Annotated in this window: 14 protein-coding genes; 4 read left to right on the top strand and 10 right to left on the bottom strand. The window is 60.0% G+C overall.

All coding sequences use genetic code 11. From position 1 onward, the window contains the following. The 4 genes from ACTJLA_RS11885 (at window position 1) to ACTJLA_RS11870 (ending at window position 3,497) form a co-directional block, all read left to right on the top strand. Window positions 1-417 carry a RidA family protein gene (locus tag ACTJLA_RS11885; protein ID WP_314543560.1) on the top strand — a complete coding sequence of 139 codons (417 nt, stop codon included), beginning with the start codon at window positions 1-3 and terminating at the stop codon, window positions 415-417. 90 nt (window positions 418-507) lie between these two features. Then, window positions 508-1,170, top strand: coding sequence for a TetR/AcrR family transcriptional regulator (locus ACTJLA_RS11880; protein WP_054896445.1), 663 nt, complete (start codon window positions 508-510; stop codon window positions 1,168-1,170). Window positions 1,171-1,356: 186 nt separating this feature from the next. Beyond that, on the top strand, window positions 1,357-2,841 hold the full coding sequence (locus ACTJLA_RS11875; protein WP_054896444.1) for a flavin monoamine oxidase family protein: 1,485 nt from the start codon (window positions 1,357-1,359) through the stop codon (window positions 2,839-2,841). Beyond that, the gene (locus ACTJLA_RS11870; RefSeq protein WP_054896443.1) at window positions 2,841-3,497 is read left to right on the top strand and encodes a c-type cytochrome; all 657 of its coding nucleotides are present in this window, start codon (window positions 2,841-2,843) and stop codon (window positions 3,495-3,497) included. The genes ACTJLA_RS11875 and ACTJLA_RS11870 overlap by 1 nt, the downstream gene beginning before the upstream one ends. 88 nt (window positions 3,498-3,585) lie before the next feature. Here the strand turns inward: ACTJLA_RS11870 and ACTJLA_RS11865 are convergent, their stop codons facing one another. The 10 genes from ACTJLA_RS11865 to ACTJLA_RS11820 form a co-directional block, all read right to left on the bottom strand. Continuing rightward, window positions 3,586-4,248 carry a hypothetical protein gene (locus ACTJLA_RS11865; RefSeq protein WP_236454252.1) on the bottom strand — a complete coding sequence of 221 codons (663 nt, stop codon included), beginning with the start codon at window positions 4,246-4,248 and terminating at the stop codon, window positions 3,586-3,588. Window positions 4,249-4,287: 39 nt separating this feature from the next. Beyond that, window positions 4,288-4,944 (bottom strand): c-type cytochrome, encoded by a 657-nt coding sequence (locus ACTJLA_RS11860; protein ID WP_089041693.1) that lies wholly within the window; start codon window positions 4,942-4,944, stop codon window positions 4,288-4,290. A gap of 9 nt (window positions 4,945-4,953) precedes the next feature. Next, window positions 4,954-6,426, bottom strand: a complete 1,473-nt coding sequence (locus tag ACTJLA_RS11855) for a flavin monoamine oxidase family protein (RefSeq protein WP_054896440.1) — start codon at window positions 6,424-6,426, stop codon at window positions 4,954-4,956. 191 nt (window positions 6,427-6,617) lie between these two features. Beyond that, window positions 6,618-7,985 (bottom strand): NAD(P)/FAD-dependent oxidoreductase, encoded by a 1,368-nt coding sequence (locus tag ACTJLA_RS11850; RefSeq protein WP_440841300.1) that lies wholly within the window; start codon window positions 7,983-7,985, stop codon window positions 6,618-6,620. 11 nt (window positions 7,986-7,996) lie between these two features. After that, window positions 7,997-9,235, bottom strand: coding sequence for a thiolase family protein (locus ACTJLA_RS11845; RefSeq protein WP_089041691.1), 1,239 nt, complete (start codon window positions 9,233-9,235; stop codon window positions 7,997-7,999). A 13-nt stretch (window positions 9,236-9,248) separates the two neighbouring features. Further along, window positions 9,249-10,808: an AMP-binding protein gene (locus ACTJLA_RS11840; RefSeq protein ID WP_054896437.1), complete on the bottom strand. Its 1,560-nt coding sequence runs from the start codon at window positions 10,806-10,808 to the stop codon at window positions 9,249-9,251. A 10-nt stretch (window positions 10,809-10,818) separates the two neighbouring features. Then, window positions 10,819-11,952, bottom strand: a complete 1,134-nt coding sequence (locus ACTJLA_RS11835) for a saccharopine dehydrogenase family protein (RefSeq protein WP_054896436.1) — start codon at window positions 11,950-11,952, stop codon at window positions 10,819-10,821. A 54-nt stretch (window positions 11,953-12,006) separates the two neighbouring features. Further along, a complete protein-coding gene (locus tag ACTJLA_RS11830) occupies window positions 12,007-13,290 on the bottom strand; it encodes an acyl-CoA dehydrogenase family protein (RefSeq protein WP_054896435.1) in 1,284 nt (427 codons plus the stop codon). A gap of 242 nt (window positions 13,291-13,532) precedes the next feature. After that, window positions 13,533-14,477, bottom strand: coding sequence for a WD40/YVTN/BNR-like repeat-containing protein (locus tag ACTJLA_RS11825; RefSeq protein WP_054918964.1), 945 nt, complete (start codon window positions 14,475-14,477; stop codon window positions 13,533-13,535). Window positions 14,478-14,487: 10 nt separating this feature from the next. Continuing rightward, window positions 14,488-16,809: an efflux RND transporter permease subunit gene (locus ACTJLA_RS11820; protein WP_437179170.1), complete on the bottom strand. Its 2,322-nt coding sequence runs from the start codon at window positions 16,807-16,809 to the stop codon at window positions 14,488-14,490. Window positions 16,810-16,814 lie beyond the last annotated feature (5 nt).

Here is a 16,814-nt window from a genome sequence, read left to right as displayed (position 1 = left end):
ATGAACACTCAAGTCCTGCAGCGTCAGTCCTTCAACCCTGGTCACACCCAGGCAATCTACGACAACTTCCACTTTTCCCAGGCAACACGCGTCGGCAACATGATCTGGGTGTCCGGCCAAGTCGGTATCGACGAGGCCATGGTTCCCGCCGAAGGCATCCAGGCGCAATCCCATCTGGCGTTTCAGTCTTTGCGGACCATCCTCGAAGCTGCCGGCGCAAGCCTGGCTGATGTCGTCGAGTTGATGACGTTTCATACCGATCTGCAGGCCGAAGTGCACGCTTTTGGACAGGTAAAGGATGAATACTTCCCTGAACGTTATCCAGCCTGGACCGCTGTCGGCATTTCACAACTGGCAATGCCGGGCTTGCGCGTGGAGGTTCGGGCCGTCGCGGTGATTGGCAGCGGTCGAATCTGAACGATTGCATGATCGCGACGTGCCAAGCCAAAATGGCGTTCGCAGCCGCTGCCGGCTCAACGCCTTCAACCAACGGAATCACTTTCTCTCATGCATGATGCTCAAGCGCCTTCCACGGATAGTCAGCACTCCAAAGACAGTGATTCAGCGCCCGCCCCACGTCGCGGCCGCCCGGTAGGTAATCGTCTGGAAAAACGCGGTGAACTGTTGACTGCAGCCATCGAAGTCATTGCGCAGGAGGGTTATGCCGGGACGTCTCTGCGCAAAGTTGCCAGCCATGCCGGCTGCACCACGGGCGCCGTGACCTATTACTTTGCCAATAAAGAAGAAATGATCACGGCGGCGGCGCAGAGTCTGTTTGACGAGTTCGATCACTTGCTGGATGCCGATCAGGAAAAAGTCGATATCAGGGCAATGATCGAGCAGTGGTTGAACCTGACTCAAGCCAACGACTCGGCGCGTTGGCTGGCCCTGTTTCAGATGCTTGCACACGCCCGGCACGAACCGGTGTTTGCCGACGTAATCCAGAAACGTTACTCGCGCTTTCGCGAGGATCTCGCAAGCATTCTGGGCAAAGGACAAACCCAGGGCATCATTCGCAAGGACATTGCTGCCGATCTGCTCGCCGATCAGCTCAGCGCGCTGAGTGACGGCTGGATGATGATGTTGCCAATCGAGCCAGAGCGATTTGAAGCCAAACGCAGCAAGGCCTTGATGGATGCGGTCATCACGCTGATCAGCCCCGCTCGCTAAACCCTACCCTGCCCTCAGGCATCCAGAAGATTCGCTTCATTTGCGCAGCGAATCCTGCTTGATGGCGCCCGCCTATCTCTCACCCCCTCGGTTAATCGCCATTGCGCCGATTTCACTTTGCTGAATTCCTGTTCCGTCATATATTTGCATAACATCTGTGATTATAACTAAAAGACGGAGGTGACGATGGATGCGGATCTCGATGAACTGTCGACGCAATCACGACAGCGACGATTGTTATTGCAAGCGGTTGGAGGCGCGGCCCTCGCCGGAGGGCTCGGTGTCACCGGGCGTGCGATGGCGCAAACCCAACCTTTAGACACCTCGATACTGGATGTGGTGATCATTGGCGCAGGCCTGTCCGGGCTTACGTCTGCCAGAGACCTCCAGGCCGCTGGCTGCGAGTCGTTTGTCGTGCTTGAAGCCCGCGATCGCGTCGGTGGTCGCACACTTAACCATGACCTAGGCAATGGCGTAATCTGCGAGGCCGGTGGGCAATGGATCGGCCCCGGTCAAACGTCAATCGCCGATCTGGCCAGACAGCTTGATGTCGCAACCTTCCCTACGTACTACAAGGGCAAGGCGGTCTATCTGATAGACGAGGTAACAGTCCAAGAGGACGTCAGCGATGGTCCGAATTCCAATACTGACATCGTCGCAAAACTGAACAAACTCGCCGAAGGCGTCCCCAGCAAAGCGCCGTGGAAAGCCAAGGATGCGGGTGAGCTGGACAAACTCTCGATTGGCCAATGGCTGGCCGGGCAAGGCATCAGCAATGTCGACAAGATCGGCTTCAACATGTCCGTGAGCCTCACCTTCGGTACCACGCCGGCCGGCATGGGGCTCCTGCATTACCTGGCGATGATCAACTCCTCTGACTGCCGTCTCGAAAAGCTCGAAGGTGTCCAAGGGGGTGCACAGGAATCACGTTTGGTAGGCGGCTCGCAAATCCTCAGCTTGAAGATGGCGCAAGCTCTCGGAGAAAAAGTCCGATTGGCGTGCCCAGTGCGCAAGATTGTCGGTTGGGATCGTGATGTCGTCGAGTTGCATACCGATCAGGGCATCATGCGCACGCGGCAGGTGATTGCCGCGCTGAGCCCGGCGCTGTGCAATCAGATCGTCTTCGATCCACCCCTGCCCTCCGGGCGTGCCGAGCTGCATCGGCATTGGCCGGCCCATGCACCGATGCGCAAGACCGTGCACGTCTATGAGCGCCCGTTCTGGCGCGACCAAGGCCTCAACGGCCAGATCGTGCAAGTGGAAGGTCCGCTGATCTGGGCCTTTGACAATTCGCCGGAGGACGGCAGCCTGGGTGTGCTCAGCGGCTTCGTCAGAACTGGCCAATTACCCCATGACCCCAAAACCGCACAGGACACCTTGTCGGCGATCTACGCCAGCGCCATGGGCGAACAAGCCCTGCACCCGATTCAGTTTCATGATCTGGACTGGGGAAAGATCGACCCGTGGAGTTTGAGTTGTATTTCCCCCATGCCCCCCGGTTTCTGGACGCAATGGGGCGAGTATCTGACGCCGGCGGTCGGTCGCATGATCTGGTCGGGTACCGAGACTGCGCAGATCTGGGCCGGGGCAATGGACGGTGCAGTCCGCGCCGGACATCGCGCGGCAATGGAAGCGCTCCAGGCGTTACTTCAACCTCGGAGGAACGCCTGATGAAGCGGATTATGATGGTTGGAGCCATCGTCGTGAGCGCAGCGTTGGCCGGATCAATTGCGATGTATGGACCGGAACTGTGGGCGGGCTATCGTTTCATGCAGGCCGTGGATCAGCACGACGCTGCATACCAGGCCAATGGCGGTGCGTGGCCACAGTTACAGGACACCTGCGCGCTTTGCCATGGCGCTAACGGTCAACCGCGCGACGCTCAATACGCAGCGCTTGCAGGGCAGACCGCAGCGTACATCGAAAACCAGTTGCACGCGTTTGCCGAAGGACGTCGCCACAGCGCACAGATGGAGCCACTGGCGGCCAATCTGACGGACGAGCAGATCAAACGTCTGGCCGCCTATTTTTCCGAACAGAAACCTGGTGTGACTGAAGTCCCGACGAAGGATGATGCGCTGGACCAGCGCGGTCAGCGTGTGGTCGCCGCCAACGGGTGTGCAGCCTGCCACGGCGAAAAACTCTCTGGCGGCCCCCTGGCTCCGCGTATCGCCGGACAAGGGCAGCTTTATCTGAGCGATCAATTGAGCGCTTTCAAGTGTGGCCAACGCACCGATCCGACGCAGGCCATGAATGCCATGGCGGGCACCCTGTCCGATGAAGACATCAAGGCCGTGGCGCATTATCTGGCCAAGCTGAACCCTTGATCCTGCACGGGCAAGGATGCCCCCCGTCCTCCTCTGCATCACGCAAAAAAGCCGCCAGAACGGCGGCTTCGAACACTTCAACTACCCCTCAGCGCGTTTGCAGAGCTGCCATTGCGCCCTTCGCGCGCTCCAGCGCGCAATACGCGTAATACAGGTGCACCAGCAGATAAGCCCAGGTCGTCAGTGCAAGCACGTAGAAGTTCAGCAGTACATTGCTATCGTCGCCGGGGATCTTGTAGAAGTCGTAGATGCACGCAATGGTCAGTGAGGCGAGCATGCCAAACATCACTCCGATCGCGTGCAGTGACTCTCCAACGGTTGCCAGGCGTACTGCGAAATACACCAGGTAGACCGAAAATATCATCCACATCAGCACGTAGAAATACGGTAGGAGCGGGACCAGAACCTTGGCCGAGATCAACGCGAGTGTGCCCAGCAGAGCGCCGGCAAACATCATGAGTTCCTTGCCCACAGACGGCTTGTAGGCATGCGTCACCGCCATCAGCCCGAGCGCGGTAATCAGCGGAATCCCAAAGGCTCTGGAGAACGCGTCGCAAAAGTATGAAATCAGGTACGCATGCTCCGATCCCGTCAGGAAAAAAACCAGGAAGTTTGTTGCGGAAAAGGCAACCACAAACCACTCCAGAGCCAGTAGCAGGTTTCTTTTCTTCAGAAACCTGATGCCGAAGGTCAGCCCATTGGCAAGCAGCAAGAAACAGGCAAGGCACAGCACAATATTTCTCGGTTCCATAACGATAGCCTCGGTACAGCTGACAGATAATTTGATGGATTAGCGGGGTTGAGGAACGAGTGCGGCCAGATAAGCCGCAATCGCTTGGCGCTCCTGCGCTGACAGCGCTGCGGCCATGGCTTGCATGGCACCACTGGGCTCAATGCGCTCGGCGCTGGCAAAAGCGTTGAGCTGGGCCAAAAGGTAGTCCTGCCCTTGTGCAGCCAGGCGTGGGAAGGCGTCTTGGCCCATCAGTTGGGCACCATGGCAGGCGGTGCAGCCTCGGGTTTGCACCAGTTGTTTGCCCTGATCCCTCAGCCCCTCGTCAGGACTGACAGCCGCATGGGCAACGACCGATTGCCGGGCATAAAAATTCGCCAGTAGATCAATATCATCCGGGCTGAGGGTCATCGCCAACGGCCCCATGTTGGGCGCAAGCCGTTGTCCGCTCGCAAAATTGCGCAACTGGGCAGACAGATACGCGGCGGGTTGCCCGGCCAGGCTCGGATACCTCGAGTTCATCGAGTTACCGTGGCTGCCATGGCAACCGGTGCAGGCATCGGTCAGATGGGGCCAGTTTCCGCGTTCGGCCTGGTAGGCCTCAGTGGAGGTGGTGATGTAACTCTGCAGCCGATACAGATCGAGCAGATCGCGGCCAAAAATCGCCAATAGCACCGCAATGACCACGATGACGCCAAGCGCTATGATTTTTTTCATTGCCGCCTCCTACACCCTACGTAATGCGTTGAGCACCTGTAAGGCGCTGTGGCGTCCGGCGCGCACGGCACCGTCCATGTAACCTGCCCAGATGTCAGCGGTTTCGGTGCCCGACCAGAACAGATTGCCGCAGGGCGGACGCAGTGCCTCGCCATGTGTCGACCAGAAACCGGGGGGAATCGGCGACACGCACGTAATGGTCCACGGGTCGGCATGCGCCCAGTCATGATCGTGATAGGAAACCGGCTCGAGCGCTGCGTCCCCCAGGGCACGTGCATAGATTTCGGTCTGCATACGCTTCGCGGCCTCTAGGTCGGTGGGGGCTGCGGCATTCAAAATGAACGCATTGATCACACCGATTTCGCCGTTTGGCGGCGAGTTGTCGTATGCCCAGATGACCGGCCCACCGACCTGAATGATGTGGCCGTTCAAGCCTTTGTCGCGCCAGAAAGGCCGCGGGTAGACCATTGTGGTCTTGCGTGCCGGCGAGTGCGCCGGCCAGGCTCGCTGCAGGGCGGCGCGGGTTTCGGGCAGCGGTGGATCGTACTGCAGGCGTTGGCACAGTGCTGGATGAATCGCCATGATCACGCGCCGGGCGCGGATCTCGCCCTGATCCGTTTGCAGTCTGACGATGTCGCCGTTCCAGTCAGCAATTTTGCGCACCGGGCACGACAAGCGAACCTTGTCACCCAGCAATTGCGCCATTTTGCTGCTGAGAACCTGTGAACCGCCGACGACCCGCGTCCCTTGCGCGCTGTCCTTGATCGAGTCGAGCCGCATGTATTCGCTGCCGGCCGAATTGATCATCGACAGAAAATGCAGAAAGCCCATCTTCGCTGGTGTGACGCCGCAGGTCAGGAGAAAGCTGGCATTCCACCCTGCGCGGTCTTCCGGTTTGATGTTTTGCTGAGCCAGCCAGTCGCCTGCCGAGAGCTTGTCCAGTTCGGCCAGTCGGGGGGATTTCCATGGCGCGCCGCACGGCACATCACGCGACAGCTCGCTGAGTTTTGCCGAGACGCTTTCGTCGGTACCGAAGGTGCCTTTCAAATCGACGGCGACACGTCCATCGCCACCGAGGATCACGGTTTCCCCCTCATAGAAACTGGGAAAGGTGCCGACCTCAAGCTCACGGGCCAGGTCCGCTACGGCGGTTTGTCCGGGGCCGATCCACTGGCCTCCGGCCTCGGAGATATAGCCAGAACCCAAGTCATGATTGAGCGTGCGGCCACCGACACGATCACGCGCTTCAAGCACCAGCAGCGACTCGCAACCCGCCAGATGCAGATCACGAGCGGCGGTCAAACCAGCCAGGCCGGCACCGATGATCACCACATCAAACACATCGTCCGGGTTGTCTTTGAGCAGCGCATCGGCGGCAGTGGCCAGGCCAATGTTCAAACCGATCGATCCCACGGCGGCAGTGGCACCGGCCAGTTTGAGTAGTTGCCTGCGCTTCAAATCAGGAGGGGCGTCAGTGCTCATGTTCGTTGCCTCACATCACGTTATTGTTGAATTGAACGCCCGTGGCCGAGCGTGGGTGCGGCAGTAAAAAAGGGGTGACGAAAACGCAAACATTCGTTTGTCTTTCTGCAGGCGAACGCCTACCGGCCCCAGGACTTCAAGGTCAGCGTCATCATGCAAACTCAGCGTGTTGGTTCTATAAGCCTCAGCCGTCAGGCATGAGGGCGCGCAACTTTGCGGTTGGTGTATTCGTCCAGCAGATGTGCCCCTCCCAGCGCCACATTCACGGCGCACCACTGCAGCGGTTCGGGCAGGGTTTTCGGGGTTTTATGCCGCAACGCGGCGAGCAGCGGATGCTCGATACCGCCGATTCTTTCCGCCAGCAGGTGACCGATCAGCGACTGCGATGCGACGCCGTGTCCGGAGCAACCCGCGGTATAGAGAATGTTGTGGTGCGACCCGGTTTCGCCCACCACCGGCAACGCGTCGTAGGCCATGCTGACGTAACCGTTCCAGCACGCTTGAATGCCGACACCGCGTAACGTCGGGAAACGCACGCCAAGGTTGTCTTGCAACGCGCGGTAGGTCACCTCATCGGGAATGTTCGGGGTTTTCGAGCCGTAGGCATAACCCAGCCGTTTAGTGGTCATCAGCAGCGTATTGCGTGCGGTCAGGCGATGGCTTTCCATCACCAGGTGCGGCGTGGTCAACCCTTCCCGCCCTGCCCAGCCCAGCGATGCCAACTGCTGTGGTGTCAATGGCTCGGTTTCGACCGCCGACACTCGAAATGGAACGACTTTGTCGCGCAGAAGACCGAGTTGCGGCGTATAGGCATTGGTGGCCAGCACCACTATCGGCGCGCTCGCCTGCCCGCGTGGCGTCCGGCAGGTGATCGTCGACCCGTCGGAGTACGACTCAAGCTTGGTGTTTTCATACAGCCTCACTCCCGCCTGAAGTGCAGCGCGGCGCAGGCCCATCACATATTTGCCAGGGTCCAGCGTACCGCCGTGGCGTTGCAGGCAGCCAAACAGAAAGGCCGGTGGAATGCCCCGCGCGCGCATTTGTGCCTGATCCAGAAACTCGGTTTGCGAACCCAATTCGTGGCCCACGGCCATGCTTTTGCGCAGCCTTTTCTCCTGCGACGGATGGATGCCCGCCCTAATGATGCCCGATGCGTTGTAGTCGCAGTCGATCTCCAATTCGCGTAAGCGACCTTCGACGTAGGCGACAGCTTCGTCATAGAATTTGACGATTTTTTGCGCTTTTTCCTTGCCAACACGTTTCAAGAATAACTCGAACTCAATGCCGACGCTGCCGCCCAGATAGCCGGCATTCCGCCCGCTGGCGCCGAAACCGGCAAACGCCTGCTCCAGCACCACAACCTTGGCCCCTAACGCCGTCAGTTCCAGGGCGGTGGACAGCCCGGCGAAACCGCCACCGATCACGATGACGTCCGCGCTGACATCGCCCTCAAGCTCGGGTTGCAGATCAGCCGGAGTTTCGACCCAGCCACCCAGCCGACGGAAATGCCCGCCGGCGAAGTGGCTTTCCAGCTCTCGTGATTGGTAGGTCATGGACATGTGATGTGCTCCTATTGACTCAGGATGTGAATAGCGACGGCTGCTTCCTCTACACCTTGCAGACCGCCACCGTTTTCCTGGATGGCATGCCGCGCACCGGGTACCTGGCGTGCACCGGCCTCCCCGCGCAACTGGGTGGTCAGCTCGTACAACTGACCGATCCCTGTTGCACCCAGCGGATGGCCCTTGGATTCCAGGCCGCCAGAGGGATTGATCGGCAGGCGACCACCCAGGGTGAAATCGCCGCGTTCGGCACACACCCCACCCTCCCCCAGCGGCGCAAGCCCGAGGTTTTCCGCCTGGATGATTTCGCCCATGGCCGAGGCGTCGTGCACTTCGGCCACGTGCATGTCCTGCGGGCCAAGGCCGGCGATTTCGTAGGCTTCACGCGCTGCCAACAGGCTGACGTGCTTGTGCGGCTCGTCGAGCCCACGCAGGGTGAAGCTGCGGATCACGCTGGCGGCGATCCGCACACAACGTTTCGGGTCGGCACCAATGCGTTTCAATCCCGCCTCGGTACAGAGAATCGCGGCGGCCGCGCCGTCGGATAACGGCGCACACATCGGCAGCGTGATCGGATAAGTGATCGGCGGCGCGGCGAGCACTTCTTCAATGGTGAAGGTCTTGCGAAATTGCGAATACGGGTTGTGCACCGAGTGTTGATGATTCTTGGCGCACACCGCTGCAATCTGTCGCTGAGTGGTGCCGTAGGTCTTCATGTGCCAGCGACACATGGCGGCATAGATGGCCATGAACTTGCTGTATGGACGATCGGATTCCGAGCCCGGCGGCACCACGATGCCCTCGCCCATTTTCACCAGCGTCGCGTAGTTTTCCTCGGCGGTGGAAACGTCCCAGCCGGTTTCGAACAGGGCCAGCGCCCGCGCCTTGTCCGGCACGTTCATTTTCTCCGCGCCCAACGCCAGGGCTACGTCGGTAGCCCCCGAGCGCAAGCTCTGCACTGCCAGATGAACCGCGGTACTGCCCGAGGCGCAGGCGTTTTCGACGTTGTACACCGGCACCCCTTCGAGGCCGATCTTGCTGCACAGCACCTGCCCGGGAATCGACAGTTGCCCTTGCAGATGACCGTTGGTGATCCCGGCGTAGAACACCGCACCGATATCGGCGCGCAGGGCACCGGAATCGGCGAGTGCGCCTTGCAAGGCCTCCAGCGCCAGATCCTGAAGGCTTCGGTCCAAGTGGCGACCGAACTCGGTCATGGCAATGCCGGCGATGTAAATAGGTTCCATCAGATCATTTCCCTCAGATACGCCGCTCAACGTTTTGCCAGTAATGGGCACGCAGATCTTTTTTCAGTACTTTGCCGACCGGGCTGCGTGGCAATGCATCAATGAAATCCACGGTTTTCGGCGACTTGACCGAACCGAGCCGGGTCTTGCACAGCTCGATCAACTCCTCAGCAGTGACGGTATGCCCGGCGCTCAACTCGACCACGGCCTTCACGCCCTCGCCCCATTGCTCATCTGGCACACCGATGACGGCGCAGTCCTGCACCGCCGGATGACTCCACAGCACTTGCTCGACTTCACTGGGATAAACGTTAAATCCGCCGGAGATGATCATGTCTTTCTTGCGGTCGGTAATGTGCAGGTAGCCGTGCACATCGAAATGGCCGATGTCGCCGGTGTGCAGCCAGCCATCGACGATGGTTTCTGCGGTTTTCTGCGGATCCTTGTAGTAGCCCTTCATCACCAGATCGCCGCGCACACAGATTTCTCCGGTTTGGCCCTGGCCGAGAATGTCTCCGGCGTCGCTGAGAATTTCCACCCGAACCAGCGGATTAGGACGGCCTACCGATGACAAACGCTCGTCCGTTGCAAGACGTCCACCGTGCAAATGTTCGGCGGGCGGCAGGTTGGAAATCGAGGCCGGCGCTTCCGTCTGACCGTAACCGCCGGCCATTACCGGGCCAAAGGTCTCGATGGCTTGCTTGAGCTTGTCCACCGACATCGGTGCCGCGCCGTACAGGAAATACTTCAACGAGCTGAAATCGACCTTCTGCGCCAGATCCGGAACATCCAGCAGTCGATAGATAACCGTCGGCGGTAGAAAGGTCTCGGTGACCTTGTATTTCGGAATCATTGCCAGCATCAGTGCAGGATCCGGCTTAGTAATGATCACCACGGTGCCTCCGCGCGAGGTGCACGGCAGGGACAGCGTGCCGGCGGTATGCGTCATCGGCGCCGCCGCCAGGTTGACCGGCGGATGCTCATCGGCATATGGGAAATTGATCATAAAGTGCGCGCAGAACGTTTGGATGCTGCGATGAGTGTTCATCACCCCTTTCGGCAGCCCCGTGGTGCCGCCGGTTGGCGAGAGCGCCACGACATCATCGAGTTGATACTCGACCTTCGGTGCCGTGGCCGGCTGATCCGCGATCCAGGACTTTAGCGACGGCGCCCCGGGCAAGTGCTCGTCAATGCAGATCCACAACCGGATTTTCGGCAGGCTCGAACGCAACGCGTCGACGATCGGCGCGAACTCTCGTTGAAAAAACAGCACCTCGCAGTCGAAGGCATCGAGCACGTGACGGTTCTCTTCGGCGCTGTTGCGTGCGCCGATGGGAATCCAGCACAGGTTGGCGCGCCAGAGCCCCAGGGTGCAGGTCCAGGCCACCGCATCGTTGGCCGACCAGACTGCGCCCTTGGTGCCGCCGGGCAGGTCGGCGGCTAACAGCGCGTTGGCGATCCGGCTAGACAGGTTGCGGACTTCGGTGAAGGTGAACACCCGATCGTCCTGGATGTACGCCGCGCCGTGCGGATTGATCCGCCAGCCACGGTCGAAGAAATCAATAATCGCCATGTTATTCACTTCACAGTTGAGTAACGGTTGCGCGGGCCAGGCCACGCTGCTCGAGGAAGCCCAGCAGATAGCGATGACCGAAGGCTTTCGAGGCCGAGGCGAAACCGGTTCTGGCGGTGTCGTTATTCAACAGTTTGACCACGGCTGCGGCGTGCAAGGCCCCGGTGGCGATGTAAGGCGTGATGCCATGCACGGTGGCACGCACGGCCGTCAGTTGACCACGACCGATTGCGAAGTCAACGGTGCGTTGCAGAGTGCTGCGTTCACGCGGTGGCATGCTCGGGGTGGTCGATTGCACGAGGCTCTGGATCACCGCGTCCTGCTGTTCTTTGGGCAGGTGCTTGTATTCGGCTTCCCACTTCTCACCCAGGCCGTGGACCATTTTCATCACCGGGTTGTCGTAGAAGCCGACACAGGACATGCAACTGCGTACCCGGCCATCCTCTTCGTAAAATACCGGTAGTGAAGTGCCGCCCCAAGGCAGGCAGAACACAGCTTCCAGCAGATCAGGACAAACCACGTTGAAGCTTGTGTTCGGCGCATAAGGCACCAGTTCCTTCTCCCACAGGTAGGCGCCGGGGTAACGGACGCCCTCGAAAATGGTCGCCGTTGAACCGACAGTCACCCCAGCGGCACCGGTGCGTGGGCCGCGGGTCAGTGTCGCGGTTTCCAGCGAATCGACGCCCGGTGTTTCCAGGGCCAATTCGGCGGCGATCTCGGCGTAGGTGTACATGTACGCCAGCGATGGCGACAGCAGCAGCCCGGCCTGGCGATACAGCTCGCCGAACTGATCACGCAAGGCTCGAATGTGCGCCTGCTCTCCGGCTGGATCCAGATAATGGCAGCCAGCTTTCAAGGCCGCTTCTACGGCAGTCAGGCCAAAATTGATGAACGGGCCGACCGTGTTGCACACCACGCGCGCACCTTTGAAAACCGAGACCAGCGCGTCGACCTCGTGGGCGCATTCAATGATTTCGTAAGTGGCCGACTCCAGGCCGACGACGCGTTGTGCCATCATTTCCTGAGCACGGGCGGCGTTGCGAGCGACGGCGGTGAACGGGATGTGCTGGTCGATCAACCAGTCCATGATCAGCATGCCGGTGTAACCACTGGCGCCATAGACAACGACAGGATATTTGGCCATCGGGATTTACCTCATTTGTTATTGTTGGATGAGTGATGTCGGGTGCATTCAGAATCAGTTGTTAGCCCAGCCTTCGGCGTACAGCTGCTGGGCGAGCAGCCCCAGGCGCATGGTCAGGACCCGGTTTTCGCCGTCCTCGATCAATGACGACTGGGTGTCACGCAAGAGTTTTTCGATCGGGTATTCACGGGTGGTGCCATTGCCACCGAACAGGCGGAAAGCTTCCTGCACAACGGCCATCGCCTCTTCGGTCACCGTGACTTTGGCGGAGGCGGTGGCGTACGGATGGGTTTGCGGCGACAGGCGCGCGAAGCTCAGCGAACGTCGGGCGACCGCACGGGCCGTTTCGACCCGACGCAACATGTCACCCAGGCGCAGACGGGTCATCTGGTGGTCGATCAATGGGTGCCCGCCCTGGCGGCGCTCATGGCAGTACTGCAGGGCCATTTCGAAGGCGGCTCGTGCGACACCGGTAAACACCTGGCCCATGTGGGTGCCAGCGAACGACCAGGAAGAACTGACGGCGCCGTAGTAGTTGTCGCGCTCGGCGATAGCAAAGCGCCGAGGCACTCGTACGCTGTCGAAGTAGATTTCGCCTTGAGGCAAGGATCGCTGCCCGATTTTGTCCAGCGGCTTGCCTTTGGACACGCCCTTCAGATCAAGCGGAATAATCAGCGCAATCCCGTGCGGCCGGCCGTTCTCATCGTAAAAACCGTCACCGTAATCGGCGCAGATCAAGCCCAGTGCCACTTGGGCAATGACGCCGTTGGAGACCCACGCCGAGCTCTGGCCGTTGAGGATGACTTCATCGCCAACCACTTTGGCGGTCAGGTTGCCGATATTGCCGAGCTTGCCCGCTGGCCAGTCTCGCGCCATGTCGAAGATCTGGTTGTCGCTGCCACGGTCGGGTTGGGTGGCCATCCAGCAGCCGATCCGGCCCTGGCAGAGTTCGACCAGTTCGGCATTGCCGGCGGCAACGGCCATTTGCAGAGGGAAACCGGCGCAGCCCAAAGAGATCGCCAGCCCGGCGTCGCCCCAGCCGAGTTCTTCACCGATCAGCGATTCGATTCGCACCGCCATGTCCGGCGGCAACTGTGCCAACAGCGCCGGGTCGAGGCCGAGCTTGGCGAACTCGGCAAACAGCGAGTAGTAAGGCGAGCCAGGGGCAACCACCTCTTCGGCGGTCATGCGGTCCAGCTCGCGACCCAATGGTCGCAACACTTCTTTGGCGAAGCGGTGCACGGAGGCCTGAATCGCAGCCTCCTCTTCCGTCAGCGGGGTTTCGAAACCGGTGAGTCCAGCGGCTGGCAGGGTGAGTGTCGACTTGAGCGAGATCATCAAAGTACCTCCATCGAGAGTGGCAGCCGCTGCGCTTGCAGCGTGCTGCGTCTTGTTATTTGCCATCGACTCTAACAAGCAAAATTAATTAACGCAACATTCGTTATGTTTATTATTTTGCACCTATAGAAACTCATTCAGGCATGGAAATTCGGCCGGAAATCAGCAGTTCGTTTGAGAAAAAATCGCGCCGACGTGTCGGGAAACGAGCATGGCGTTCGACTCCCGACATACCGCCGGTATCAGTGCCGAGAAACGACGCCTCTACGGGAAAAGACGATCGGCGAGCCATCCCCGTTCAGCAGTGTCGCCGTGAGCGAAACCCCGTCGCCGCTGGGTTGTTCATGGAAACTTTGGCCACCGTCGTCGCTGCGCACGATCAAACCGTCCAGACCTACGGCGATGACTGTTTGCCCGGAAACATCGATGGCGGTGACCGAGCTCTTGCTTTGCAGCGACACGCGCTGCCAACGTGCGCCGTCGGCGGAGCCGTGCAGCAACGTGCCGCGTTGCCCGCCCACCAGCAGCGAGCCGTCGCCCAGCACCGCCCCCGTCCACAGCGTGCCGCTGTAACCGGTATCCACATAGCGCCAGTGCTTGCCCTGATCGTCTGAGCGCAATAACTGGCCGCGTTCGGCGGTGGCGTACAAGCACCCTTCCCCATCGGCAAACAGCCCCATTAGGTTTAGGTCGGCCCGCTTCGAACCCGGCGGAGCTTCGAGTCGCTGCTCGGTCCAGTGCTTGCCGCCGTCATCGGTGGTCAGCACCAGCGACCACAGCCCCACCGCCACCCCTTGCTGCGGATTGAAAAAGTGCACGGCAAACAGTGGCCGATCTTCTGCACTGGAAAGGCGCTGCACCTGCCAGGTATCGCCGCCGTCAGTAGTGGCCAGAATCGCCCCCCAGTGACCAACGGCCCAACCCTGACGGGCATCGACGAAGGACACCCCCGTCAGAGGGGTGGCCAACGGCACGGATGTCGCTTGACGGAAATGCCCACCGTGATCATCCGACAACAGCACCACGCCGTGATCGCCGACGGCAACGGTTCGCTCCCCGGCCCGGGCAACGCTCAACAGCGTCGCGGCATTGGCGCTGGCCGTTTGTGTAGCCGGTACAGCCGACAAGGACGAAGCCTGCAATAACGCCGGCAACATCAGAACCAGTAAAGGCATCAGGTTTCGCATGGCTGTCTCCTCAATGCACCAGTGAGCCGATCAGGCGCACTGGGCGCCGTCGCGGGAATGTCCGCTCCAGCCATACTGCGAAGGCTGGGAGAACGGTCATAGCCATGATCATGTTGACCAGAAACATGAAGGCCAACAGCTTGCCCATGTCTGCCTGAAACTTCAGGTCGGAAAACGCCCAGGTGGCGACGCCCGCCGCCAGGGTGATCGCAGTAAAAATCGTGGCGACGCCGACCTCCAGCAATGCATGCTCCACGGCTTTGGTGATCGGTTGCCCGAGCGCCTGATGCAGCTGCAAACGGTTATAGATGTAGAACGCGTAATCCACGCCGATGCCGACCGCCAGCACCATGACCGGTAAGGTGGCGATGGTCAGGCCGATCTGCAGCTCCTTCATGAACCAGTAGCCGATGAAGGTCCCCAGAGTCAGCGGCAGGCAGCAGACCAGCACTGCGCGCCAATCGCGGTAGACGACAAACACCAGCAGCGCGATAGCGCCGTAGACGTAAAGCATCATCGGCAACTCGCTGCGTTCCACTTCTTCGTTGATCGCCGCGATCACGCCGGCGTTACCGGACGCCAGACGTACACTCACCCCGGGCTGAGTGAACTGGCTGCGGAAAGCCTTGGCCGCGGTGATCACCCGGTGAATGGTGGTTGCCTTGTGATCGGCGAGAAACAAATGCACCGCGGTCATACTGCAATCAGGCCGCATCATGCCGGGCACGCGAGCCACCTCGGCGGCCATCGACGAGTAGTTGGTCGGGTCGATGGGCACCGCGTTCATTTTCGGGTTGCCCTCGTTATAGCCCTCGTTGAACTGGCGCAGGCTGTTGGAAAACGAGGTCACCGAGACCACACCAGGCACACCTTGCATGGCCCAGACAAAACGGTCCTGATATTGGCCGAGAGCGACGTTCTCGCAGTCGTTCGCACCGCCATCGACCTTGACCTCGAAGACCACACTGAGCCAGTCCAGACCAATGTCGTAATTGCTGGCGATCGACAGCGCATCCCGATTGAAGCGCGCATCCTCGCGCAGTTCCGGGGCTCCGGCCTGTAAAGAACCGACGACTCGATCATGGCTTTGCCACGCCGCCGTGACAAAGATCAGCACGGCCATACCCAGCACCCAGCGCACGTTGTGCCATTCGCTCAAACGGGCGAGACCGTGTAACCAACGGACACGGCGCTGGCGAGAAACTTCCTCGGCTGCGGCGTAACCGTCATGCACCCTGAGCATCGAGGCCAGCACGGGCAGCATCACCAGATTGGTGACGATCTTGAACGCCACCCCGAGTGAAGCGGTGATTGCCAGTTCCCGCACCATGGGTATCGGGATCAACAGCAACGTCACGAACGATACGAATGCGGTGACCAACGCCAGTGTGCCGGGAATCAGCAACCCACTGAAACTGGCACGCGCCGCGCCCTCCACCGACTTGCCGCAGGCGATCTCGCGAATGATGAAGTTGATCTGCTGCACGCCATGGGATACCCCTATGGCAAACACCAGAAACGGTACCAGCACCGCCAACGGATCGAGGCCATAGCCGAGCAGACGCAAAGCGCCGAACTGCCAGATCAGCGAAACCAGCGAGCAACCCACCGCCAGCAAGGTGAAACGCAGCGAATGGCAGTACCAGAACACCGCAGCCGCTGTCAGCAACAAGGCCAGCAGACAGAACTCGAAAACCGCCGAAGCGCCCACGGCAATGTCCCCGATCTGCTTGGCGAAGCCGATGATCTGGATCTCGAAATCCATGTCCTCGAACTGACCGCGAATCTGCTGCTCCAGGACCTGGTTGTAAGCCACATAGTCCAGGCGCAGGCCGTTAGTATCGAACTCGTTGAGGTCGACCGTGATCATCGCGCTGCTTTGGTCGCGAGCCACCAGCGTTCCGATAAAACCACCCTGCGCCGTCGAGTTGGCGATCATGGCTATGCTCGTATCATCGAGACTTTCCGGCGTTACCGTCCCTGGTACCAGCGGGTCGGCACGAAAGCCCTCTTCGGTGATTTCATTGACGAACGCGTTGGGCGTCCACAACGAACGCACGCTGCTGCGCGACACGTTGGGCAGAAAGATCAGCGCCTGGGTGACGTCATACAGACGGTTGAGCCCTGCCTGGCTCCAGATCGTCCCTTGGCGAGCCTTGACCACCACCGTCAACCGATTCGCGCCGAGCAAGTCATTGCGATAGGTCTCAAAGGTCTCGATGTATTCATGGCCGATGGGCAACTGCTTTTCAAACCCGGCTTCCATGCGCAACTGCACGGCAAACCAAGCCATGCCCAAGGTGAACAGCGCCAGGCTCGCCAACGTCAGCATGCGAT

This window comes from Pseudomonas sp. 22072 (assembly GCF_052046095.1).
Taxonomy (GTDB): Bacteria; Pseudomonadota; Gammaproteobacteria; order Pseudomonadales; family Pseudomonadaceae; genus Aquipseudomonas; species Aquipseudomonas paracarnis.
This window is presented reverse-complemented; position numbering and strand designations above follow the sequence as displayed.